Source organism: Cupriavidus sp. UBA2010, assembly GCF_002335265.1.
Classification (GTDB): Bacteria; Pseudomonadota; Gammaproteobacteria; order Burkholderiales; family Burkholderiaceae; genus Cupriavidus; species Cupriavidus metallidurans.
Window position 1 is genome coordinate 110,058 of record NZ_DDCI01000018.1, and the last position, 23,417, is coordinate 133,474.

Consider the following 23,417-nt stretch of genomic DNA (forward strand, 5'->3'; position numbering starts at 1 on the left):
CGACTTGAGGCGACTTCCGGCTTCACTGACGTTGTCCGCATACTGGAGAGAGCGAACCATGGATCTTGGTCTGAAGGACAAACGAGCGATAGTCACTGGTGGCAGCCGGGGGATCGGCAAGGCGATTGCACTCCAGCTCGCGCAGGAAGGCGTCGACGTGGTAGTGGCAGCCCGTGGACGCGCGGCGTTGGAAGCGACGGCTGCCGAGCTGGCGACGCTGACAGGAAGACGGATCGTGCCACTCACCGTGGACACTTCCAGCAAGGTGTCCGTGGATAGCATGGTGAAGCAGGCGATCGCCGCCTTGGGCGGCATTGACATCCTGGTCAACGCCGCGGCATTGCCTGGTGGAATCTCATCGGCCTCCCGGCTCGATGAAATCGACGATGCGCAAGCCATTGAAGATATCGACATCAAGGTGATCGGCTATCTGCGCACCGCGCGAGCGCTCGCGCCACACCTGATCACCAATGGCTGGGGACGGATCGTGAACATTGGTGGCTTGGCGATCTATCGCACCGGCCGCCCCATTGCCACGCTGCGCAACGTCGGCGTGGCTGCGATCACCAAGAATATGGCGGATGAACTCGGGCCGAAGGGCATCAATGTCACGGCGGTCCATCCCGGAGCGACGCGGACGGAGACAACCGACGCGGCATTCGAAGCCTGGGCCGCGGCAAGGAACTCGCTGGGCCGCATTGTGGAAGCCCGCGAGGTTGCGGCCGTCGTGGCATTCCTTGCATCGCCAGTGAGTGTAGCGATCAATGGCGATGCCATTTCTGTCGCTGGCGGGAGCCCTGGCACCATCAGGTACTGATCGCTACTGATCGCTGCAGTGCGCGCCGAAGCCCCGGCATTCCCGGGGCCCTTGACCGCGCCCCGGGACACCGCCGACCTACCCCGCGGTCTTCCCGCCGTTCACATGAAGGATCTGCCCCGTGATGTACGTCGATTGATCGGATGCCAGGAACAGAATTGCATCGGCGACCTCTTCCGGCGTGCCAACGCGCCCGGCAGGGATCGTCGCAGCGACGGAGGCAAGCCGATCCGCGCCACCGGCAATGCGTCCGAGCATGGCCGTTTCAATCGGGCCCGGCGCCACGGCGTTGACGCGGACATTCGCCTGGATGACGTCGAGGGCCGCGGACTTGGTCAGGCCCTCGATCGCGTGCTTGCTCGCCACATACATCGGATTGCGCGGATTGCCACGACTGCCCATCGTGGATGACAGATTGACAACGACTCCGCGCTGTTGCGCGATCATCGCTTTCAGCTCGTGCTTCATGCAAAGGAACGTCCCAAGAACGTTTGCATCGAACGTCGTCGCGTACGACTGGACGGTCTGCTCGACGATCGACCCCGGTGTGCCTTCCGTCCCGGCACTGTTCACTGCGATATCGAGGCCGCCAAAGCGCTCGATGGCATGACTGACAAGACGCATGACATCGTCCTCACGGCTGACATCGGCCGCCAGGAAGTCTGCTTCCGCACCCATCTCCCGAAGTTCGGAGATGAGGGCGTCTCCGGCTGCGGCATTCCGCCCGGAACAGACCAGTCGCGCGCCCTTGGCTGCAAAGGCCAGCGCCGTCGCACGGCCGATGCCGGCGGTCGCGCCGGTGATCAAGACAACAGGATGAGACATGAGCGTTTCCTTGGATAAGACAGGAGAAACTATTCGTGAGCCCTTGGGGAAGATCGGCCGGTCAGAACGCGACGGCATCGCGGCCCTTTAGCTGCAACATGTCGCGCGCCTCGTCCGGCGATGCCACGTCAAGGTTCAGCGACTTCAGAATGCCAACCACGCGTTTGACCTGCTCGGCGTTACTGGTCGACAGCTTGCCGCGGTCTTCCCAGAGTGAATCCTCCAGGCCAACGCGAACGTTTCCGCCCATGGCCGCCGCCATCGACGCAATCGGCATCTGGCTGCGACCGGCGCCGAGCACGGACCAGTAGTAGTCCCTGCCGAACAGGCGCTCCGCGGTGCGGCGCATGTGCATGACATCGTCGGCGTGCGTGCCGATCCCGCCCAACAGGCCAAACACGGACTGGATGAAGAACGGCGGCTTGAGGATGCCGCGGTCAATGAAGTGCGCGGCCGTGTAGAGGTGGCTCGTGTCGTAGCACTCGATCTCGAAGCGTGTGCCGTTGTCGGCGCAGGATTCGAGGATGTAGCGGATTTCCTTGAACGTGTTACGGAACACGCGGTCCTCGGAGCCTTCGAGGTACGGACGTTCCCAGTCGTGCTTGAACGTCGCGTGCCGGGCGAGCATCGGATAGAGGCCGAAGTTCATGGACCCCATGTTCAACGAGGCAACCTCGGGCTTGAGTTGCAGCGCCGGCTGCAAGCGTTCTTCCACCGACATGTTGGGGGCGCCACCAGTCGTGAGGTTGATCACGACGTCCGAACGGGCCGCGATCCGTGGGAGAAACGCACGAAAGAGGGCCGGGTCTTGCGATGGCTGGCCATTCTCCGGGTTTCGCGCATGGAGATGGACAATGGCCGCGCCAGCCTCCGCCGCGGCAACGGCCTCGTCTTCGATCTCCCTCGCGGTGATGGGGAGATAAGGCGACATTGTGGGGGTGTGAATACTGCCTGTCACGGCGCAGGTGACGATCACCTTGCTCTGTGGTGCTGCCATGGTGGATGCCCTCCGTTATTCCACTCGAAAATGAACTGCCCGGTGCGATGTCGCATGCTACGGAACTTGACCTTCGCAGGCCGCTGCTACGGCCGGAATGTCGCGAATTGGAAAGTGAATGTCCTGCCGAAGTAAGCATGGATGCCTGGAACACCAGATACTCGTTGTCAGGCACTTACAAGACAGCAGGAGACATGGAAATGAAGATCAGGCAAATCACCCCTGCCATCGGGGCCGAGATTTCCGGCGTCAACATCGGCGAGGCGGCGCGCGATCCGGCAGTCTTCGCCGAGATCCGCGCGGCGCTGCTCAAGCACCGGGTCCTCTTCTTTCGCAAGCAGGAAATCACGCGCGCAGACCACGTGGCCTTCGCCAGCGGCTTCGGCAAGCTGGAAGACCATCCCGTGGTTGGCAGTGTTCCGGACTACCCGGGCCTGGTGAAGGTCTACCGTAGCGACAACCCGCACAGCTTCGAGAACAGCTATCACTGCGACGGTCTGTGGCGTCCCAACCCCGCCATGGGGGCTGTCCTGCGCTGCCTCGAATGTCCCGAGATCGGTGGCGACACCATCTGGGTGAACATGGTGAAGGCGTACGAGGAACTCCCCGATGAGATCAAGTCGAAGATCGACGGCTTGCGCGCGAGGGCCAGCATCGAACACAGCTTCGGGGCGGTAATGACACCGGAGAACCGCGCGAAGCTGGCGCAGGATCATCCACCGGTAGAGCATCCTGTGGTGCGCATCCATCCGGAGACCGGGGAGAAAATCCTGTTCGTCGGCGCCTCGTTCACAACGCACTTCACCAACTACAGCACACCAGCCAACGTGCGCCATGGCATCGACAAATCGCCTGGCGCCTCGCTGCTGCTCAACTACCTGACCAGCCGCGCCACCATTCCGGAATACCAGGTGCGCTGGGCCTGGCAGGAGGGTGACGTCGCGGTGTGGGACAACCGCAGCACGCAGCACTACGCCGTCAACGACTACTATCCGGCACCGCGCAAGATGGAACGCGCCGGCATTGTCGGTGATATCCCGTACTGAGCTGGAAGACAGAGAAAAGGGCATTCCATGACATCCGGAAATCAGCCAACGGTCGTGATCGTTCCCGGCTTTCGCGATCACATGCCGGAACACTGGCAGTCGCTGCTTGCGGAGCGCCTGCAGCAGCAGGGGCGGGCGGTGCGCATCGTGCCGCAGATCGATCACGACAAGAGGTTGCGCCGCGCGAGAGTGGAGAACCTCGAGCGTGTCGTCAGCGACATCCCAGGGCCGGTCATCCTCGTCGCGCATAGCGTGGGCTGCCTGATTACCGTTCACTGGGCACAGGAGACGAAGTGCGCCGTGCAGGGCGCGCTGCTTGCTGCGCCGGCCGACTTTGACAACCCCTTGCCGCCCGGATACACCGATCCGCTGACGTTGGAAAAGGAAGGCTGGACCCCGATCCCACGCCGACAGTTGAAATTCCCGAGCATCGTGGTCGCAAGCCGCAATGATCCGCTCGGAAAATTCGAGCGAATCCAGGAACTGGCGCAGGCGTGGGGCAGTCGTTGCATCGACGCCGGGGAAGTCGGGCATCTCGGACCTGTGGATGGCTTTGGCACATGGCCGCTGGCGGAAGAACTGGTTCAGCAACTCTGAGTCAACGCATCGCGGCGCTGGCAACCAGCGCCGCGACTCACCGTCGATTCACCATCAGTCCGGCTTGAAGTGGATGGAGCGCAGCAACGCGCCCTGGCGCTCGTAGGACTCACGCACATCCTTGAGAAGCTCATCGGTGGTAGCCGGCGAACCGGGCTCCATACCCATGTCCTCGAGCCTTGGCCGGAGCGTCGGAGATTGCGTCACTTTGAGCGTCGCGTCGCGCATTTTCGCAATCACGGCTGGCGGCACGCCTTGAGCGGACCAGATCCCCATCCAGCTCACGTCCTGCAGGTCTGGATATCCCGACTCGGTAAAGGTCGGAACGTCAGGCAGTGCGGCCATTCGCCTGGGCGACGCCACCGCATAGGCCCTGAGCTTCCCCGCCTTGATGAATGGCAGCGAAGTCGCCGGACCGTCGAACATGAGCGGCACCTGTCCACCCATCACATCCTGCAGTGCGGCCGGTGAGCCCTTGTAGCTCACGGTGCCGGCATCGAGCCCGGCAACGCGATTGAACTGCACACCCATCGTCTGACCACGCGTGCCAACGCCAAAGTTCGCATAGTCGAATTTGCCCGGCTTCGACTTCACGTACCTGACCAACTCACCGAGATTTTTCGCGGGCAGGTTGGGATTCCCGACGAGAACGAGACCATATTGCGTAAGCTGAGCAATCGGGACGATGTCCTTGAACGGGTCGTATGACACCTTGATGGCAAGAGGCACCTCGGATGCGATCCCCTTCTGGATCAAGAGGAACGTGTAGCCGTCTCGCGGCGAAGCCAGCATGGTCTGGACGGCGATGGTGCCCCCCGCGCCCGCCTTGTAGTCGACGATGACCGGTTGGCCAAGCGAGGCCTGCAACTCGCGGGCAACGAGGCGTGCCACGATATCCGCCGTACCACCCGGGGGAGCGCCCACGAGTATCCGCACAGGCTTGGTGGGCCAGTCGGCGGCCCGGGCCGCTTCCATGGCCGGCAGCGCAGAACCAAGGACGAGTGCAAGCGCCATGGCCTGGCGGGCACCGCGGGTGATCCGTATCATCGGGGGCTCCTTTCTATCGGACGGGGGGCGTCATCGCCATCGCTGTGACGATTGCTCAAGGACTTCCCGAAGCGAATCATCCCGCCCTCCCCCCCTTCCCGCTTTGCCTATCGCGTCGTGATTTGGCCTTTGGCGACAGCCATGGCAGCGCGGAAACAGGGAATCGCCGATGAGGCGAATGCAGCGCAAACAACCTTGCTGCCGCGCCTGAAGCTCGGGGATTCCTCCCGCTTGACAACCCATTGCCGCTGTCTATCATGGGCTGTCTTTCTATGGTCAGTTCCCGATGTCGTTACTTGTCCGGGCCGCAGCCCTCACCAACTACAGCGAGGTCGCTCGTGCCGCCGGACTCGATCCGGTGCGGATGATGATGGACGCGGGAATCAGTCCGAGCGTGCTGCGCGAACCGGATCTCATGATTCCCGTCGAGCGTTACGGACGCCTGCTGCAGACCTCTGCAACCATGTCGGGCAACGAGAGTTTCGGGTTGGCCATGGCCGAGTCGCGCCTGCTGTCCAATCTCGGTGCGGTCGGCATGCTGATCCGCGACCAGGCGACGCTGCGTGACTCCCTCACCTTGCTGATGCGCTATCAACCGTTGCTCAACGGCGCGCAGTCGCTGGCGGTCGAGGATTGCGGCGGACGGGTCATCATTCGCGAGGTGCTGATCGCCGGCAACGCCCATCAGCCAACTCGCCAACGGGTTGAATTGGCGCTTGGGGTCATGGTGCGGTTGATACGTCAGCTCATCAAGGCAGACTGGCAGCCACAACGCGTGTGCCTGGAACATCCCGCGCCGCGCGACCTGAGCACGCACCACCGGTTCTTCGGTCCTCACGTCGAATTTGATTGTGACTTCAACGGCATCATCTGCGCGAAGGCCGATCTCGATGCACGCAACCCGTGGGCCGATCCGGCCATGGCGCGCTACGCACAGCAACTGATAGACGAGTCGGCCGTCATGCAACAGGCGACGATGCTCGAGGACGTGCGACGCACCATCCTCCTGCTGTTGCCCAGTGGCCGCTGCAGCGCCGAGCAGGTCGCCGATCACCTCGGCGTCGTGTGCCGCACGGTCCAGCGCCGGCTGGCCGAGCGGGGGCAGAGCTTCTCGTCGATGGTCAATGAAATCCGTACGGAACTCGCGACGCGTCACGTCGTAGAGAGCGATCGTCCATTGACCGAGGTGGCGACCCTCCTCGGCTTTTCCGCGCCGAGCGGATTCTCGCGCTGGTATCACGTGCAGTTCGGTTGCAGTCCCAAGGAGAGCCGGGCCGCGAATGGCACCGCACGCCGGCAGACCGCATCCGCGCCAGCGAGCAATGCGTGATGCTGGCTGCCGCTGATCGCGTAAGTGGCGATCGGAGCGTCAACCACTAGCCAGCACGATCCGGCCGATCTCCCTCACGCCGATCTCCTTCCTGCCGGTCCATCCACTCAACGACAGTCACACGCAGCAGCCATCAGGCAATCCTGACCGGGCTTGCGCAATCACCCATGAAAAAACCCCGCGGGCGCTTCACGCGCACGCGGGGTTCATCGGACTTCAGTTCGTTCCTCGGCGTCGCCGCCGAGGAACATCGACACTTAGATCGACACCGTGTCCGCAACTTCCTTGAAGTCTTCGATCTGGTCGAAGTTCATGTACTTGTAGATCTTGTCGCCGTTGGCGTTCAGCACGCCCATGTCGGCCATGTACTCTTCCTTGTTCGGGATACGACCCAGGCGCGAGCAGATGGCAGCCAGTTCAGCGGAACCGAGATACACGTTCGTGTTCTTGCCCAGACGGTTCGGGAAGTTACGCGTCGAGGTCGACATCACCGTCGCGCCTTCGCGCACCTGTGCCTGGTTACCCATGCACAGCGAGCAACCCGGCATTTCGGTACGCGCGCCAGCCGTGCCGAACACGCCATAGTGGCCTTCCTCGGTCAGCTGCTTCTGGTCCATCTTGGTCGGCGGGGCAACCCACAGCTTCACGGGGATGTCGCGCTTGCCTTCCAGCAGCTTCGAAGCGGCACGGAAGTGGCCGATGTTGGTCATGCACGAACCGATGAACACTTCGTCGATCTTGGCGCCAGCCACGTCGGACAGCGTCTTCACGTCGTCCGGGTCGTTCGGGCAGGCCACGATCGGCTCGTGCACGTCGGCCAGATCGATTTCGATCACGGCGGCGTACTCGGCGTCGGTGTCCGGCTCCAGCAGCTTCGGATCGGCCAGCCATGCTTCCATGGCCTTGATACGGCGCTGCAGGCTGCGCGGGTCCTGGTAGCCTTCGGCGATCATCCACTTCAGCAGCGTGATGTTGCTGTTGATGTATTCGATGATCGGTTCCTTGTTCAGGTGCACCGAGCAACCGGCGGCCGAACGCTCGGCGGAGGCGTCGGACAGTTCGAAGGCCTGTTCCACCTTCAGGTCGGGCAGACCTTCGATTTCGAGGATACGGCCCGAGAAGATGTTCTGCTTGCCTTGCTTGGCCACGGTCAGCAGACCCTGCTTGATCGCGTACAGCGGAATGGCGTTGACCAGGTCACGCAGCGTCACGCCGGGCTGCATCTTGCCCTTGAAGCGGACCAGCACCGATTCCGGCATGTCCAGCGGCATCACGCCGGTGGCAGCGGCAAAGGCGACCAGGCCCGAACCGGCCGGGAAGCTGATACCGATCGGGAAGCGGGTGTGCGAGTCGCCGCCGGTGCCCACGGTGTCGGGCAGCAGCATGCGGTTCAGCCACGAGTGAATCACGCCGTCGCCCGGACGCAGCGAGATACCGCCACGGGTGCTGATGAACTGCGGCAGCGTGTGGTGCGTCTTCACGTCCACCGGCTTCGGATAAGCGGCGGTGTGGCAGAACGACTGCATCACGAGGTCGGCCGAGAAGCCCAGGCAAGCCAGATCCTTCAGCTCGTCGCGGGTCATCGGGCCGGTGGTGTCCTGCGAGCCCACCGAGGTCATCTTCGGTTCGCAGTACGTGCCCGGGCGGATGCCCTTGCCTTCGGCCAGGCCGCAGGCGCGGCCGACCATCTTCTGGGCCAGCGTGAAACCCTTGCCGGTGTCGACCGGGTTCTGCGGCAGGCGGAACAGCGTCGACGGGGCCAGGCCCAGCGACTCGCGGGCCTTGGCGGTCAGGCCACGGCCGATGATCAGCGGAATACGGCCACCAGCGCGCACTTCGTCGAACAGCACGTCCGACTTCACCTTGAATTCAGCGATGACTTCGCCGTTCTTCAGGGCCTTGCCTTCGTAGGGACGCAGTTCCACCACGTCGCCCATTTCCATCTTCGACACGTCGAGTTCGATCGGCAGCGCGCCGGCGTCTTCCATCGTGTTGTAGAAGATCGGAGCAATCTTGCTGCCCAGGCACACGCCACCGAAACGCTTGTTCGGCACGAACGGGATGTCTTCGCCGGTGAACCACAGCACCGAGTTGGTGGCCGACTTGCGGCTGGAGCCGGTACCGACCACGTCGCCGACGTAGGCCACCAGGTGGCCCTTGTCCTTCAGCGACTCGATGAACTTGACCGGGCCACGCTTGCCGTCTTCTTCCGGCTGGAACGCAGCGCCTTCGCGCTTGTTCTTCAGCATGGCCAGCGCGTGCATCGGGATGTCCGGGCGCGTGGTGGCGTCAGGGGCCGGCGACAGGTCGTCGGTGTTGGTTTCGCCCGGCACCTTGAACACGGTGATCGTCAGCGATTGCGGCAGTTCCGGACGGCTCGTGAACCATTCGGCGTCGGCCCAGCTTTGCAGCACGGCCTTGGCATTGGCGTTGCCCTTGTCCGCCTTTTCCTTCACGTCGTGGAAGGCGTCGAACATCAGCAGCGTCTTCTTCAGCGCCTCGGCGGCCACGGTGCCCACTTCGGCATCGTCCAGCAGCTCGATCAGCGGCGAGATGTTGTAGCCGCCCAGCATCGTGCCGAGCAGTTCGGTAGCGCGGGCGCGCGAGATCAGCGGGGTCTTTTCCGAACCCAGGGCCACGGCGGCCAGGTACGAGGCCTTGACCTTGGCGGCGTCATCCACGCCTGCCGGCACGCGATAGGTGATCAGGTCCAGCAGCGCCTGCTCCTCGCCCGCCGGGGGGTTCTTGATCAGTTCGATCAGGTCGGCGGTCTGCTTGGCGGTCAGAGGCAGAGGGGGAATGCCAAGCGCGGCGCGTTCGGCGACATGGGCGCGATAGGTATCAAGCATAGGAACCTGCTGGTAATAGGGTTGTAACGGTACTGCCGTCTCTGTGGGGACTGGCGCGCGAGGCGGCCAGTTGCGCGTGATTGTAGACCGAAGTCCCCGCCAGATCAAATGTCTTATATCTTATATAAGAGTTGAGGCGGGCAAACCTTTACAGATCAATTACTTATCAAAGTGCGAATCATCTGCCTCCGCAAGCACTTTACGGGAACCCCATCCGGTCGCACGGTACCGCAAGCACGGACCCGGTGACTCGGCCGCCGTGCTGGTCTTAAGTTCCGCTCATCACATTCGTTAACCAGCAAGGAGGCGCAAATGGCGCTCCTATGCACCCGTGCGCCCGACGTCCGCCCAGCTCAAACGGCCAAGCTGAGCGGGATTCCCCCTTTTTATCGGCCCTTTGCTTGCCTGCAATTCGGGAAGAATGCAGGCATTCCGACACAGGCATCTCATGGCGAACACGCTTTCCCCCTCCCAGACCGGTGGCACCTCGAGCAAGCGCGGCCGGCTCCTGCTGATCGGCGGCGGTGTGCTGGTGGTGGCGCTGGGCGTTGGCGGCTTCGTGCTGGGCAACATCATCGGTGGCAGCCGCCAACCGGCGGCTCCTGCTGCCCCGGTGGTGCCGCCGCCGATCTTCGTGCCGCTGGATGCGTTCACCGTGAACCTCAAGAGCGAGGATGGTGACCGTTTCCTGCACACCGGCCTGTCTCTGAAGGTGGCGGACAGCGACACCCAGGCACGCCTGTCGCAGTACCTGCCCGAAGCGCGCAGCCGCATCCTGCTGCTGCTGTCGGCACGCCAGCCAGCCGATCTCGCCACCGTCGAGGGCAAGCAGAAGCTCGCACGCGACATCCAGGCGACCATCAGCCAGCCGTTTGCCGCAGGCCTGCCGCCGCAGAAGATCCTGGACGTCTTGTTTACATCGTTCGTGGTGCAGTAAGCCGTGTGCCTGCCTCGCGAACCCTGAACCAAATCCGATATGAAACTGCCCGCCGAACTTCACCTCTGCCGCCGCATCGCGCGCGCCGCCTGAAGCCGGCCATGGACCGTTTCATCCTTAAAGCCGTTCACGGGGCAGGACACTAGATGGCCTACGACAAGTTCCTCTCGCAGGACGAGGTAGACGAACTACTGAAAGGCGTATCGGGCGAATCCGATGCGCCGGTGGCAAGCGTGCCCGTCGCCGACGATGGCGGCGTGCGTCCGTACAACCTGGCCACCCAGGAGCGCATCGTCCGGGGCCGCCTGCATACGCTCGAGATCATCAACGAGCGTTTTGCCCGCGCCCTGCGCACCGCGCTGTTCAACTTCATCCGCCGCGGCGCCGACATCTCGGTTGGCACCGTGCGGATCGAGAAGTACGGCGATTTCGTGCGCAACCTGCCGGTCCCGACCAACCTGAACCTGGTCCACATGAAGCCGCTGCGGGGCACCGCGCTATTCGTGTACGACCCGAACCTGGTGTTTCTCGTCGTCGACAACCTGTTCGGCGGCGATGGCCGCTTCCACACCCGTGTGGAAGGCCGCGACTTTACCCAGACCGAGCAGCGCATCATCCGCCGCATGCTCGACCTCACGCTTTCCAGCTACGGCCAGGCCTGGCGCACCGTGCATCCAATCGAGTTCGACTATGTCCGCTCGGAGATGCACACGAAGTTCGCCAACGTCGCCGGCCCGAACGATGCCGTGGTTACCACCGCGTTCCACATCGAACTGGGCGCCGTGGGCGGGCAGCTTCATATCTGCATCCCGTTCTCGATGATCGAGCCACTGCGCGATCTGCTGATGAACCCGCTGCAGGACGAGGTCGAGGTGGATAAGCGCTGGCTCGGCCAGCTCTCCAACCAGCTACGTGCCGCCGAAGTGGAACTGGTGGCCGAATTCACGCACCTGCGCAGCACCGTGGCCGAGGTTCTGGCCATGCGCGAAGGCGACGTGCTGCCGATCGAACTGCCGGAACACATCTTCGGCAAGGTGAACGGCGTGCCCGTCATGCAGTGCGGCTTCGGCACCATGAACGGCCAGTACGCGCTGCGCGTGGAACGGATGCTCAATTACCAAGACAGCGATTCCAACAAGGAAACCGATCATGACTGACGGCACCCAGGACAAGCCGGTCGATCCAATGGACGACTGGGCCAGCGCCCTCGCGGAGCAGACCAGCGCCGAGCAGGCAACGTCCGCTGCCGCGCCGGCGCCCAGCGCTGCCGCACCGACGGCGCAAGCCATGCCCGCCGCCACGCCGGCGGCTTCCACGGTGTTCCCGCCGCTGGCGCAGGAAGCGCCGCCGGGGTTCCACAACGATATCGGGATGATTCTCGATATTCCCGTGCAGCTCACGGTGGAACTCGGCCGCACCAAGGTACCCATCAAGAACCTGCTGCAACTGGCGCAAGGTTCGGTCGTGGAACTCGACGGCCTGGCCGGCGAACCGATGGACGTGCTTGTCAACGGCTACCTGATCGCCCAGGGCGAAGTGGTGGTGGTCAATGACAAGTTCGGCATCCGCCTGACGGACATCATCACGCCGTCGGAACGTATCCGGAAGCTCAACAAATGATGGTTGCCGCGCGCCGGCTTGCCGCGGGCATTGCCCTTGTGGGCGTTGCCGCTTCCGGCGCGCAGGCTGCCGACGTCGTGCTCAGCACGGCCCAGGCGGGCACGCCCACCGGCGGCGCCGCGACCAACACCACTACCAGCGCCACTACTGGCAACACCGGCGCCAACGCTCCCGTCATCAGCAGTGGGGCCAGCCTGGCGCAAGCCGGTCTGGGCCTGTTCGCCGTCATCGCGCTGATCCTGGCGATGGCATGGGTGGCGCGGCGCGTCGGCCTGGTGCGCCAGGGCTCGGGCAATGCGTCGATGAAGGTGGTCGGCAGCCTGATGCTTGGTCCGCGCCAGAGGGTGGTCACGGTGGAAGTGGGCGGTACCTGGCTGGTGCTTGGTGTGTCGCCCAATGAAATCCGTCCGCTTCACACGCTGGAAGCACAACCGCACACCGGTTCTCCGGACGATTCGCGGCCGGGCTCTCAGGCGGACTCAGCAATGCCCCGGAACATGCAGGGCGGATTTGGCGAGCGACTGATGCGCGCCATGCAGGAAAACCTCAAGAAATGAACTCGCTGCGTGCCGACGTCGCACGGCATCCCGCGCGCCTGCCGCGCGTGGCCGCCACCCTGCTGGCCTTGCTGCCGCTCGTGCTGTGGCTCGCGCCCGAATCGGCGCTGGCCCAGTCGCTGCCCGGCGTGACCAGCCGGCCGGGACCCGGCGGCGGCCAGACCTGGTCGCTGTCGATCCAGACGCTGGTCCTGCTGACATCGCTGTCGTTCCTGCCGGCGGCCATGCTGATGATGACGGGCTTCACCCGCATCATCATCGTGCTGGGCCTGCTGCGCAACGCGCTGGGCACGGCATCGTCGCCGCCCAACCAGGTACTCGTGGGTCTGTCGCTGTTCCTGACGTTCTTCGTCATGTCGCCGGTGTTCGACAAGGTCTACACCGACGCCTACCAGCCGCTCTCCGAAAACAAGATCAGCCTCGAGACCGCCGCCCAGCGCGCCGCCGTGCCGCTGCGCGCGTTCATGCTGCGCCAGACCCGCGAGAAGGACCTGGCGATGTTCGCGCAGATGGCCAAGACGCCCGAGCTGCAGGGCCCCGAGGACGTGCCGTTCACGGTGCTGGTGCCGGCGTTCGTCACCAGCGAACTGAAGACCGCGTTTCAGATCGGCTTCACGATCTTCATCCCGTTCCTCATCATCGACCTCGTCGTGGCCAGCGTGCTGATGGCGATGGGCATGATGATGGTGCCACCCGCCACCATTTCGCTGCCGTTCAAGCTGATGCTGTTCGTGCTGGTCGATGGCTGGCAACTGCTGCTGGGCTCCCTGGCGCAGAGCTTCATGAACTGACCGGAGGCCCGCCATGACACCGGAAATGGTGATGACCATCGCCACGCAGGCGATGAAGATGACGCTGTTGCTGGCCGCACCGCTGCTGCTGGTGGCGCTGGCGGCGGGTCTGGTGGTGAGCCTGTTCCAGGCCGCGACGCAGATCAACGAAATGACGCTGACCTTCATCCCGAAGCTCATCGCCCTGTTCGCGACGATGGTGCTCGTCGGCCCGTGGATGATCAACACCTTCGTGGACTACATGCGCCAGGTGTTCCAGAGCATCCCCGCCATGGCCCACTGATCTGGCCGCCGTACCTTTTTCCCTTTTCCTTCCCAATAGCCTGCCGTGATCGAGGTCACCACCGCCCAGATGTACGGCTGGATCGCCGCCTTCCTGTGGCCGATGTTCCGGATGCTGGGGCTGATCTCATCCGCGCCGCTGCTCAGCGAATCGACGATTCCCCGGCGTCTCAAGATCCTGCTGGCGGCCGCCCTGTCGGTAGTCATCTCCCCCACGATCGGCAATATCCCCGCTGTACCGGTCTACTCGCTCGATGGCCTGCTGATTGTCCTCAACGAAGTCGGCATCGGCCTGTCGATGGGTTTCGCAATGCGGCTGGTATTCGCCGCGGTGCAGATGGCGGGTGAAGTCATCGGCTTGCAGATGGGTCTGTCGTTCGCGTCGTTCTACGATCGCTCCGCTGGCGGCCAGACCATGGTGCTGTCACGCTTCCTGAACATGGTGGCCATGCTGCTGTTCCTGGCGCTCGACGGGCATCTGATGATGCTGGCCGCGCTGATCGACAGCTTCCAGGGCCTGCCCATCTCCGGCGTGCCGCTCTCCGGGCACGGCTGGGGTGTGCTGGCTCGCGCGGGTTCGATGATCTTCTCCGCCGGTACCCTGCTCTCGCTGCCGATGATCGCGGCGCTGCTGACGATGAACCTGGCCATGGGCATCCTGAACCGTGCCTCGCCGCAGCTTTCGATCTTCGCCGTGGGCTTCCCCGTCACGCTGCTGGGCGGCATGCTGGTCCTGGCGCTGGTGATGCCGCACATGGGCGCCTACGTGCAGCATCTGATCGAAAGCGGCCTGCAGACCGCCGCTACCGTGCTCGACCAGCTAGCGCCCTAGCGATCAGGCAAAGACCTCGGCCGTCGCTCAGGACAGCGCGCCCACCTGCTTCAGCACCGCGCGCGCAATCTCCTGGCGCTTCGGCGCGACGCCCGGGTTCGGCATATCCAGGTTGATCGCGAACACGTACGTATCGTTGCCGCGCGCCACCCAGCCCACCCACCAGCCAACATCAACCTTTCCGGGCACCGTCACCCAGCCGGTCTTGGCGTAGATCGTGTACGCCGGCGTCTTCTCGATCGCCAGGATGTCATCGAGCATGTCGTAGCTCCGCGCCGAGATCATCGGCACCCTGCGCGCCGCCACTTCACGCAGGAAATCCACCTGCTGGTAGGCCGTGATCGTCAACTGGTTGTTAAGCCAGAACCAGTCCACCGGACCGTCGACGTTAGCATTCCCGAAACGCGCGGCTCGCAGGTACTTGCGGTACTGCTCAGTGCCGATGCGCCGCGCCAGTGTCTGATAGGCGGGAATGCACGAATTCTTGAGTGCCACACGCATCGAAACCTCGCCGTTGCAGACCGGTGGTAGAAACGGCTTGCCGTTGTGCATGATGATCTTGCCGTCCCAGGGCAGCATGTCGTTGTCGACATCGGCGGCAGCGCCCGTCTCGAGCGCGATCAGCGAATTGAAAACCTTGAACGTCGACGCGGGCGAATAGGCTGTTGCCGCGCGTTCGGGGTTGTACGTCAGCGTGCGTTGCTGCCGCACGTCGTGAATGACCATCGTGCCGTCGACGCCCGCGGCATCAAACAATGATCGGGCGTTGATTGTCGATCCGGTGATGGCATGGGCGGCCAGCGGCAACAGCAGGCAGAGCGCCAGGGTCAGGCGCGCAAGTTTGTCTCGCATATCGACTCGTTATGTGAAGTGATGAGGATTGGTGTTTCGTCATGTCGACGGTTGGCAATCCAGGCCCGGATCGTGTTGCGGAGCATAGTTCGCGATGCATCAGGCGCCAACCGCGCCCGCTGTAACACGCGTAACATGGCGGCCATGCCCGCCCCCGTCATCCGCATCGACCTGTCTCCGCCCTATCGCGTCGCGGGACAATCCGCCCGCCACCAGTCGGTCTGGCTACTGGCGCGCATCTGGCTGGCCGCCACACGAGACCAGGATGACCTGCGCTCGGCCGAGGTACGGGCGCGCTTCGCCGACGCCACTGACGTACGCATGATCGTGTCACGTGCGTTCGCGGATTTCGCGCGCTGGCAGGTGCCCGTGGGCTGGGGTGCGGACAAAGATGTCGATGTCTCCGGCCTGCGCACGGGAGGCCGCAGCAAGGGTCCGTTCTGGATGCCAACGTCAACCGCGCAGCGGCTGCGTTTCATCGTCAACGGCAAGGCACTCGGCGTTGCGGGCGTCGCGCGCTGGCTCGGCAAGTCCGTTTCCGGCGATGCCGCGGCATCGACAACAACGGCGGGCGACGACGACGGATTGCGCTACGTGATGCGCGACATGGACTTCTGGCGCCACCTGACCCAGGCGATGCGAGGCGCGCAGGATGGTTTCGCGGGCACGCTGGAGGCTGGCGTCGCAGAATCGTTTCGCGCGGCGCAGCGTAGTGCGGCCGACGACTTCCAGCACGCGCTGTCGCTGCTCAAGGAAAGCCTCGCATGGCGCCGCAGCGATCGGCTGGACCGCAGTCGCGCGGCATTGCAACGGTTCCAGCGTCTGGTTGCGCGCGGCGGCGTCAACGCCGCGCTGCCGACCTTCGCGGCGATGGTGCACGTGGTGCGCGCCTGGGAACACTACGCGCGCGCCGACCTGTCGTCGGCACTGGCGGAACTCACACGGCTCACCGCGGATGCGGAACTGCGACCCGTGGTGCGCTACAACCCGCGAGTCCGCTTCGAGACGCTGAATCTTGACGCGCTGGTACACAAGAGTCTCGCCCTGCGGCCCGATGCGACCCACACAACCGATACGCCAACTCGACGGGCCGCCGCCTGTCGTGCGCTCGAGTCCTTTTCCAGCGCGTTGCAGGCCGCGTATGAAGCTGACTCCGTCGATGCCGTACAGCACGCGGCGGCAAACATCGGCTGGTCGCTCTGGCTGTTCTGGCGCCAGGGTCTCGTCGATGAGGCTCGCACGCTGTCGGCTAGCGACGTGCAGCGGCAGGCCATGCGCTGGCTTGGACTATCCGAATGGATCTGTGATCGCTTCGGCGTGGGCGGTGGATCGGCCTGGAACACGGTGTTCCTTTTGCGTATCGCGCGTGGCGACATCGCCGACGAGCCGCCCATTTCATTGCGCGCCTTCCGTGCCCGCCGCCCCCTCAGCGTGGCCGAGGCGATCGACGCGCTGCGGCCCTTTCACGCCCCGTTCGCGCCCGCCAAGGGGTTCGTGCGCTGGTCGTCGGTGGCGGCGTTCGCGCTCGAGGAACACGATGCCGGACACGTCCGCTACAACGCGCTGCAGCTCGCCAATCTGCTGCTGGAGTCCGTCTGGTACCTGGCCCATGAACAGGGCGACTCGATGCAGGCGTACTCGACAATGGAACGGCTGGTTGCCCAGATCGCCGTGCTGAGGCCCGGCGAGCGCGGCTTCTTTCACGCCGAAATCCGCGCGTTCCCGCCCGAATTGCGAACCGCCGCCAGCCACGCCGGGCCCCGGCGCCAGCGGGCGGGCATCGCGCCTGCGTGAGCACAGGCCGTCATATTTATTACACACTCGGCCTGTACGGTTGCGCCCCTAACAGGGGAGAAAACCATGCGCACAAAAAAAGCCCTCGGCTGGACAGCCGGGATGGTAGCGCTCGTCGCCGTGGCGGGATTGCACGGTTGCGGGAGCGACGACACCAACACCACCACCGATAGCAGCACCGGCGGCACCACGCCACCTGCGACGACACCGCCCACCACGCCACCTACGGTCACGCCGGCCGACGCGGCCACCGCGAGCGCCAACATCCAGGCCGCGTGGGTCGAGATCGGCGACGGCAACCAGGCCATCGCACGCGCCGTCACCAGCTATGTCGCGCCAGCCGACGCCGGTACCAATGGTGTCTGCCCGATGCTGACCGTCGATGGCAAGGCAACGCGCATGACGCTGCGCGTGGGCCCCGCCACCGTGCCGCTGCGGACCACCGCGAGCGCGCCGGCCGATTCGAAGCCGTCCGAGTTCCCGGTATCGGTGTGCGAAGCCACCGTGGCTTCCACCGCCACCAGCGCGGCCATCGGCACGCAGACACTGCCGCTGCCCAAGGCATTGCCGCAGCGCATCGTGGTGCTGGCCGACACGGGCTGCCGCCTGAAGAAGGCCGACAACGCATGGCAGGCATGCAGCGACACCGACGCCTGGCCGCTCTCCACGGTGGCCACCACGGCAGCGGGCTTCAATCCCGACCTCGTGCTGCACATCGGCGACTACCACTATCGCGAGAACGCCTGCCCGCCGGACATCGCCGGTTGCCAGGGCAGCCCGTGGGGCTATGGCTGGGATACGTGGCAGGCTGACCTGTTCAAGCCCGCCGCGCCGCTGCTGGCCAAGGCGCCGTGGGTGGTGGTGCGCGGCAACCACGAGGAATGCGCGCGTGCCGGCCAGGGCTGGTCACGCTTCCTCGATCCGCGCCCGTTCGACACCACGCGCTCGTGCGACGATCCCGTCAACGACAGCAGCGGCAACTACTCCGACCCTTACGCGGTGTCGCTGGGCGGGGGTTCACAGGTGATCGTGTTCGACTCTGCCAAGGCTGGCAAGGCAGCGTTGCCGACCAACGATCCGCAGTTCATCGCCTACCAGAAGCAGTTCCAGACCGTGGCCACGCTGGCTGCCAAGCCAGGCATGACGACCACGATCTTCACGAACCACCATCCGATCCTCGGCTTCGCGCCGATAGCAGGCGCGAACCCGGCGCCGGGCAACCTGGCGCTGCAGTCGGTGATGTCGAACCTGAATGCGCAGGCGTACTACCCGACTGGCGTTCACGTGGCGCTGCACGGCCACGTGCATGACTTCCAGGCAATCAACTTCGCGTCGGCGCATCCGGCGACGATCGTGACCGGCAACGGCGGCGACAACCTCGACGTCGCGCTGCCCGATCCGTTGCCTGCCGGCAGCGTGCCGGCCCCGGGCACGACGATCGACCGGATCACGCACCATGCCAGCTTCGGCTTCCTGGTGATGGACCGCAAGGCCTCGCCGGCCACCGGGTGGACCTTCAAGGCCTACGCGAAGGACGGCAAGTTGATGGCCACCTGCAACCAGACTGGCAACACGGTGACGTGCGACAAGACCGGCTTTATCGCACCTTGAACGCACCTTGATCGCATCTTGATGACATCAGCAAGACCTGCCGTCGCCGCCCTTGCGCTCTGGGCGGTGACGGGCCACACCGGTGCGGCGGGCACCGTGCTGCTGCCCGGCGCACCGCCCGCGCAAGTGGTGGCGACCATCGGCAATGGCACGCCCAAGGTGACCGCGAAGGTCGATGCCACTACCGGCGTCTTCCGGCCAGATCCGTCGCTGGTGGCGCTCGGCAAGCGCGCGTTCTTCGACCCGCGCCTGTCGATGCCGCGCGGGCAGTCGTGCGCAAGCTGCCATGACCCGGCGCGCGCGTTCTCGCCCACGCTGCCAGACGGTGGAAAGCGCGGGCCCGGCGTGCCGCAAGGCAGTCGCCCGGGACACTTCAGCCTGCGTAATCCACCTTCGTTGCTATACGTGCGCTACGTGCCGCGCCGGCATTTCTATCAGGACGACGATGCCCCTGCGGCATCCCCATTCGGTGGCCTGTTCGCCGACGGCCGCGCCGACACGCTTGCCGAGCAGATACGCGGCCCGCTGCTCGATCCGAACGAGATGAACAACGGCAGCCCGGCCCGGCTGCTGCGCAACGTCAACGACACCGATCTGGCGCCGGCAATGGCCGCGCAATTCGGCCCGGCGGTACGCAAGGACCCACAGGCGATGCTCCGCGCCCTGGGCGCAGCGCTGCAGGCGTACATGCAAAGCGACGAGATGGCGCCGTTCACGTCACGCTTCGACGACTACCTGCGCCGCCGCACACCGCTGGCGCCGCAGGAAATGCGCGGACTGGCACTATTCAAGAACCCTGACAAGGGCAACTGCATGAGTTGCCATACGCTGTCTGATACCGCGAGCCGGCCGGAGCGGTCGCTGTTCACGGACTTCGGCTACGACGCGATCGCCGTGCCGCGCAACCGCGCCCTGCCCGCCAACCGCGATCCCAGGCACTTCGACAACGGCCTCTGCGCCACCGCGCGCACGTTGCGCTGGCCCGATCCCGACCAGTGGTGCGGGTACGTGCGCACCCCCGGCCTGCGCAATGTGGCCGTTCGCCAGCGCTTCATGCATAACGGGGTGTTCACGACGTTGCGCGATGCCGTAGCGTTCTACAACACACGATCGATCGATCCGGGCAAGTGGTATGCCGGCGGCAAGACGTTCGACGATGTGCCCGTTGCCTATCGCGACAACATCAACGTCAACTCGCCGCCGATGAACCGGCGGCCAGACATGCCGGCCGCGCTGACGGAAGGCGAGATCGACGACATCGTCGCCTTCCTGCGCACGCTTACGGACGCGGCTTACGTGAACGCGATGCCTGCCGTCCGCTGACCAACGACGGCGCGGTGCGCGTCATGAAGGCGCCCGCCGCCCGATGGCAGCTTGAAGAACGCCACAGCATCGTCCAGCGACCGGCTCTGCTCCTCAAGCGCCTTCGACGCTTCCGCGGCCTCGTGCACCAGCGAGGCATTCTGCTGCGTGACCTGATCGATCTGCACGATCGCCTGATTCACCTGCTCGATGCCACGGTTCTGCTCGGCGGACGCGGTGGCAATCTCGTCGACGATATTGGTGACGCGAGCCACGGCCTGCGTGACGTCGGTCATGGTCTTGCCCGCTTCGCTGGCCAACGACGAGCCAGCCTGCACCTGGGCAACCGATGCGTCGATCAACTCCTTGATTTCCTTGGCCGCACTCGACGACCGCTGTGCGAGCCCACGCACCTCGCTGGCCACCACGGCAAACCCGCGCCCCTGCTCGCCGGCACGCGCAGCTTCCACTGCGGCGTTGAGCGCCAGGATATTGGTCTGGAATGCAATGCCTTCGATGATGCCGGTGATCTCCGCGATCTTGGTCGAGCTTGCGCTGATGCCTTCCATCGTATCGACCACGCGGCCCACGGTGCTGCTGCCCTGTTGGGCCACTTCGGTGGCGTTGCGGGCCAGTTCGCTGGCTTGTCGGGCGTTCTCGGTGTTGTGGCGGACCGTCGCCGCCAGTTCCTCGATGCTCGCCGCGGTTTCCTCCAGTGACGCCGCCTGCTGCTCGGTACGGCTCGACAGGTCCATGTTGCCCTCGGCGATCTGGCCAGTGGCCACCGCGATGCTCGAGCTGCCCTCGCGCACGCGCGCCACCGTTTCGCTCAGGCGCTCGTTCATGTCACGCAATGCGCCGAGCAGCCGGCCGGTCTCGTCCGTGGAATTCACCTCGATGCGCATGCCAAGTTCGCCGCGCGCGACGGTGCTGGCCACGCCCACGGCGCGCTCTATCGGCCCGGTGATCGCGCGGGTCAGCAACATGCCGCCGGTCATGGCAAAGGCCACCGCGGCTAGCGACACGATGATCAGCAGATTGCGCTGCGCGACATAGTCGTCCTGCAGCTTCCGGATCATTTCGTCCTGGCGCTCCTTGGTGAAGCTGGCATAGGTGTTGGTCGCCTTGATCAGCTCGGCCAGCAGTGGGCGGCATTCGTTGTTCATTTTCTCGATGGCGGCGTCACGCTTGCCCTCGAGCGCCAGGGCGACGATGGCCGTGGCCACGGGACCGTAACGCGCCTCGATGCGGTCGACCTCGGCCACCAGATTGCGGGCGGTCTCGCTTACGCCCTCGGCCTTGATCATCTCGTTAAGCTTGCCCAGCCGCGCCTTTACGTCGTCGTGCGCCTTGAGCACCGCTTCCTTTTCCAGACTGATGTCTGCCGGCGTGGTGACCAGCACGAGATTGCGCGCGGCGATGGCGCGACGATCGACTGACGTGCGCACCTCGGACGCCATCGCGCCACGGGCGTTGAGCCCGTTGATGTAGGCACTGAACCCATCGGTCGCCTGACTCAGCGCACGCAAGGACAGCCCCGAAACCACCAGCACGATGAGTGCCAGCGCGCCAAACCCCGCAAGGAGCCTGGTCTTGATCGACAGATCGCGGATTTTCACAGCTACCCCCAGTTGCCGATTCCTCGGCGATATGGATGTTGTTGCATCACGGTGTGATGCATTAAGCACTGAAAATCCCCGTATCACGCGTTACAGGTGTCGTCCGCGCCATCACGCCAACGCCCTGTATGTATTGTTTGCTGGCTAACGGCTGTCGGCCCCTCGATTTCGCCCTACTCCGGTAGGGGGTAGCGGTGAAAGCGCCTAGGGATTTGCACTCATGCAACCCGATGCATCGCATCCGAAGTTTTAAATTGCATTTCAGATGCATGTTTCATAGAATCGATTGCGTCACGCGCACCTTCCCCTCCGATCATGTCAGTCCTGCTGCAAATCTCCCCACCCTCCCGCTCCCAGGCCGGCTATCGCGGATTGCCCGTGCTCGCGCTGGGTTTTCGCCCGTTTTATCTACTGGCTGCCGCATTCGGCGCCCTGGCCGTGGTGGCCTGGGTCGCCATGTACCTTGGCTGGTGGACGCCGGCCAGCCAGCCGTGGGCCGGCACCATGGTCTGGCACGCGCATGAGATGGTGTTTGGTTTCTCGGCCGCGGTAGTGGTCGGCTTCCTGTTCACGGCCGGCAAGAACTGGACCGGACTGCAAACGCCGCAGGGAGCCTGGCTCGGCGCATTGGTCGGCGTGTGGCTGCTGGCCCGTGTGCTGATGTGGAGCGGCCCGGCATGGGCGGCCATCACGGTCGATGTGCTGTTCCTGCCGCTGTGCAGCCTGAGCTTCTACCGCATCCTCCGGCGCGCCAAGAGCCAGCGCAACTATGGCCTGGCGATCGCGCTCGGCGTGATGGGGGCCTTCAACATCGGCTTCCACGCCGCCGTGCTGAGCGGCCGGATCGACTGGGCACTGCACGCGTCAGAAGCTGCGATCGGGCTCGTCGCCATCTTCGTCACGGTGATCGGTGGCCGCGTGATTCCAATGTTCACCGCCAATGCGATTCCCGGTATCCGCATTCGCCGCTGGGCGTGGGTCGAACGCTGCGTGATCCCGCTGACGCTGCTGGCCGCGCTGGCTAGCGCCGTGGTGGCACCTGCGATCATCCTGGCACCGCTGGCGCTCGCCGCCGCCATCGCGCAGGGCGTCCGCCTGGCCGGATGGGATTCGCTACGCACGATACGCAAGCCGATCGTCAGCATCCTGCACGCCGCCTATGCATTCCTGCCGGTAGGTTTCCTCTTGATCGCCGCAGCTTCGCTGGGCTGGGTGGACCGCTCTACCGCGCTCCATGCGCTGACCGTCGGCGTGATCGGGGGCGCCATCATCGCGATGGTGACACGCACGGCGCTGGGCCATTCCGGCCGCCGCCTGGAAACGGGCCGCATGGAACACCTGGCCTACCTGTGCATGGCGCTGGCCGCCATTGTGCGGGTGGCCGGTCCGATCGCCCTGCCGGCGCTCAAGCCCGAGGCCGTCGCCGCGTCGGGCATCCTGTGGGCGCTGTCCCTCGTGCTCTACCTTGTCAAATACACGCCTTACCTGACGCGCGCACGCATCGACGGCAAGGAGGGTTGAGCGGAGGGCTGGGCGTTATCCGCCACTAAAAAGCCGTTTCAAAATGAAGCGAAGCGGTTCGGGCTAGACACGGGGCCGCAGACAGTACAAGTAGTACGGCAAGGCCCCGCAACGACGCCAGAATCTTTTTGGAAACGGCTTCCACAGTCAAAGGGGGCGATCGACAGTGCTCGATCGCCCCCTTTCTTCCT

At 64.6% G+C, this 23,417-nt stretch carries 21 protein-coding genes; 15 read left to right on the plus strand and 6 right to left on the minus strand.

All coding sequences use genetic code 11. From position 1 onward, the window contains the following. Nucleotides 1–58: 58 nt before the first annotated feature. Nucleotides 59–817, plus strand: a complete 759-nt coding sequence (locus tag B2246_RS14275) for an SDR family NAD(P)-dependent oxidoreductase (protein ID WP_286882343.1) — start codon at nucleotides 59–61, stop codon at nucleotides 815–817. A gap of 78 nt (nucleotides 818–895) precedes the next feature. Here the strand turns inward: B2246_RS14275 and B2246_RS14280 are convergent, their stop codons facing one another. Next, nucleotides 896–1,642 carry an SDR family NAD(P)-dependent oxidoreductase gene (locus B2246_RS14280; RefSeq protein WP_186426833.1) on the minus strand — a complete coding sequence of 249 codons (747 nt, stop codon included), beginning with the start codon at nucleotides 1,640–1,642 and terminating at the stop codon, nucleotides 896–898. Between the two features lie 61 nt (nucleotides 1,643–1,703). Next, on the minus strand, nucleotides 1,704–2,639 hold the full coding sequence (locus B2246_RS14285; RefSeq protein WP_286882344.1) for a 3-keto-5-aminohexanoate cleavage protein: 936 nt from the start codon (nucleotides 2,637–2,639) through the stop codon (nucleotides 1,704–1,706). 200 nt (nucleotides 2,640–2,839) lie between these two features. Between B2246_RS14285 and B2246_RS14290 the strand changes: the two genes are divergently transcribed. Together B2246_RS14290 and B2246_RS14295 are read left to right on the plus strand one after the other, a co-directional pair. Continuing rightward, entirely contained in the window at nucleotides 2,840–3,685 is an 846-nt protein-coding gene (locus B2246_RS14290) for a TauD/TfdA dioxygenase family protein (RefSeq protein WP_011519696.1), read from the plus strand. 27 nt (nucleotides 3,686–3,712) lie between these two features. Continuing rightward, nucleotides 3,713–4,282: an RBBP9/YdeN family alpha/beta hydrolase gene (locus tag B2246_RS14295; protein WP_008644150.1), complete on the plus strand. Its 570-nt coding sequence runs from the start codon at nucleotides 3,713–3,715 to the stop codon at nucleotides 4,280–4,282. A 54-nt stretch (nucleotides 4,283–4,336) separates the two neighbouring features. Here the strand turns inward: B2246_RS14295 and B2246_RS14300 are convergent, their stop codons facing one another. Further along, nucleotides 4,337–5,329 carry a Bug family tripartite tricarboxylate transporter substrate binding protein gene (locus tag B2246_RS14300; RefSeq protein WP_035884111.1) on the minus strand — a complete coding sequence of 331 codons (993 nt, stop codon included), beginning with the start codon at nucleotides 5,327–5,329 and terminating at the stop codon, nucleotides 4,337–4,339. A gap of 286 nt (nucleotides 5,330–5,615) precedes the next feature. On the opposite strand from B2246_RS14300, the gene B2246_RS14305 reads away from it, so the two are divergent. Next, complete coding sequence (locus tag B2246_RS14305) at nucleotides 5,616–6,659, plus strand: AraC family transcriptional regulator (RefSeq protein ID WP_286882346.1); 1,044 nt, start codon at nucleotides 5,616–5,618, stop codon at nucleotides 6,657–6,659. A 257-nt stretch (nucleotides 6,660–6,916) separates the two neighbouring features. Here B2246_RS14305 and B2246_RS14310 read toward each other — a convergent pair whose 3' ends face one another. Beyond that, nucleotides 6,917–9,508 carry a bifunctional aconitate hydratase 2/2-methylisocitrate dehydratase gene (locus tag B2246_RS14310; protein WP_286882347.1) on the minus strand — a complete coding sequence of 864 codons (2,592 nt, stop codon included), beginning with the start codon at nucleotides 9,506–9,508 and terminating at the stop codon, nucleotides 6,917–6,919. 448 nt (nucleotides 9,509–9,956) lie between these two features. On the opposite strand from B2246_RS14310, the gene fliL reads away from it, so the two are divergent. From fliL to fliR, 7 genes are all read left to right on the plus strand, one after another. Continuing rightward, nucleotides 9,957–10,445, plus strand: a complete 489-nt coding sequence (gene fliL / locus B2246_RS14315; RefSeq protein WP_008644140.1) for a flagellar basal body-associated protein FliL — start codon at nucleotides 9,957–9,959, stop codon at nucleotides 10,443–10,445. Between the two features lie 146 nt (nucleotides 10,446–10,591). Beyond that, nucleotides 10,592–11,602 carry a flagellar motor switch protein FliM gene (gene fliM, locus B2246_RS14320; RefSeq protein ID WP_008644139.1) on the plus strand — a complete coding sequence of 337 codons (1,011 nt, stop codon included), beginning with the start codon at nucleotides 10,592–10,594 and terminating at the stop codon, nucleotides 11,600–11,602. After that, nucleotides 11,595–12,065 carry a flagellar motor switch protein FliN gene (gene fliN, locus B2246_RS14325; protein ID WP_035881059.1) on the plus strand — a complete coding sequence of 157 codons (471 nt, stop codon included), beginning with the start codon at nucleotides 11,595–11,597 and terminating at the stop codon, nucleotides 12,063–12,065. Before fliM ends, fliN begins: the two co-directional genes overlap by 8 nt. Beyond that, nucleotides 12,062–12,622, plus strand: coding sequence for a flagellar biosynthetic protein FliO (fliO, locus tag B2246_RS14330; RefSeq protein WP_008648906.1), 561 nt, complete (start codon nucleotides 12,062–12,064; stop codon nucleotides 12,620–12,622). Before fliN ends, fliO begins: the two co-directional genes overlap by 4 nt. After that, complete coding sequence (fliP, locus tag B2246_RS14335) at nucleotides 12,619–13,413, plus strand: flagellar type III secretion system pore protein FliP (RefSeq protein WP_011519706.1); 795 nt, start codon at nucleotides 12,619–12,621, stop codon at nucleotides 13,411–13,413. Before fliO ends, fliP begins: the two co-directional genes overlap by 4 nt. A gap of 13 nt (nucleotides 13,414–13,426) precedes the next feature. Continuing rightward, a complete protein-coding gene (gene fliQ / locus B2246_RS14340) occupies nucleotides 13,427–13,696 on the plus strand; it encodes a flagellar biosynthesis protein FliQ (RefSeq protein ID WP_008651899.1) in 270 nt (89 codons plus the stop codon). A gap of 45 nt (nucleotides 13,697–13,741) precedes the next feature. Continuing rightward, complete coding sequence (gene fliR, locus B2246_RS14345; protein WP_008651897.1) at nucleotides 13,742–14,527, plus strand: flagellar biosynthetic protein FliR; 786 nt, start codon at nucleotides 13,742–13,744, stop codon at nucleotides 14,525–14,527. A 27-nt stretch (nucleotides 14,528–14,554) separates the two neighbouring features. On the opposite strand, the gene blaOXA is transcribed toward fliR, so the two are convergent. Then, nucleotides 14,555–15,379: an OXA-1206 family carbapenem-hydrolyzing class D beta-lactamase gene (gene blaOXA, locus B2246_RS14350; RefSeq protein WP_008651895.1), complete on the minus strand. Its 825-nt coding sequence runs from the start codon at nucleotides 15,377–15,379 to the stop codon at nucleotides 14,555–14,557. A gap of 135 nt (nucleotides 15,380–15,514) precedes the next feature. Between blaOXA and B2246_RS14355 the strand changes: the two genes are divergently transcribed. The 3 genes from B2246_RS14355 (at nucleotide 15,515) to B2246_RS14365 (ending at nucleotide 20,107) form a co-directional block, all read left to right on the plus strand. Next, nucleotides 15,515–17,173, plus strand: coding sequence for a hypothetical protein (locus B2246_RS14355; protein WP_035881058.1), 1,659 nt, complete (start codon nucleotides 15,515–15,517; stop codon nucleotides 17,171–17,173). 66 nt (nucleotides 17,174–17,239) lie between these two features. After that, nucleotides 17,240–18,784: a metallophosphoesterase family protein gene (locus B2246_RS14360; protein ID WP_286882351.1), complete on the plus strand. Its 1,545-nt coding sequence runs from the start codon at nucleotides 17,240–17,242 to the stop codon at nucleotides 18,782–18,784. 21 nt (nucleotides 18,785–18,805) lie between these two features. Further along, nucleotides 18,806–20,107 carry a cytochrome-c peroxidase gene (locus B2246_RS14365; protein ID WP_286882352.1) on the plus strand — a complete coding sequence of 434 codons (1,302 nt, stop codon included), beginning with the start codon at nucleotides 18,806–18,808 and terminating at the stop codon, nucleotides 20,105–20,107. Here the strand turns inward: B2246_RS14365 and B2246_RS14370 are convergent. Continuing rightward, nucleotides 20,077–21,705: a methyl-accepting chemotaxis protein gene (locus tag B2246_RS14370; RefSeq protein ID WP_224444498.1), complete on the minus strand. Its 1,629-nt coding sequence runs from the start codon at nucleotides 21,703–21,705 to the stop codon at nucleotides 20,077–20,079. The two genes, B2246_RS14365 and B2246_RS14370, sit on opposite strands and share 31 nt — an antisense overlap. A gap of 315 nt (nucleotides 21,706–22,020) precedes the next feature. Here B2246_RS14370 and B2246_RS14375 point away from each other — a divergent pair, with 315 nt between their 5' ends. After that, nucleotides 22,021–23,226: an NnrS family protein gene (locus tag B2246_RS14375; RefSeq protein WP_286882353.1), complete on the plus strand. Its 1,206-nt coding sequence runs from the start codon at nucleotides 22,021–22,023 to the stop codon at nucleotides 23,224–23,226. Nucleotides 23,227–23,417: the final 191 nt, after the last annotated feature.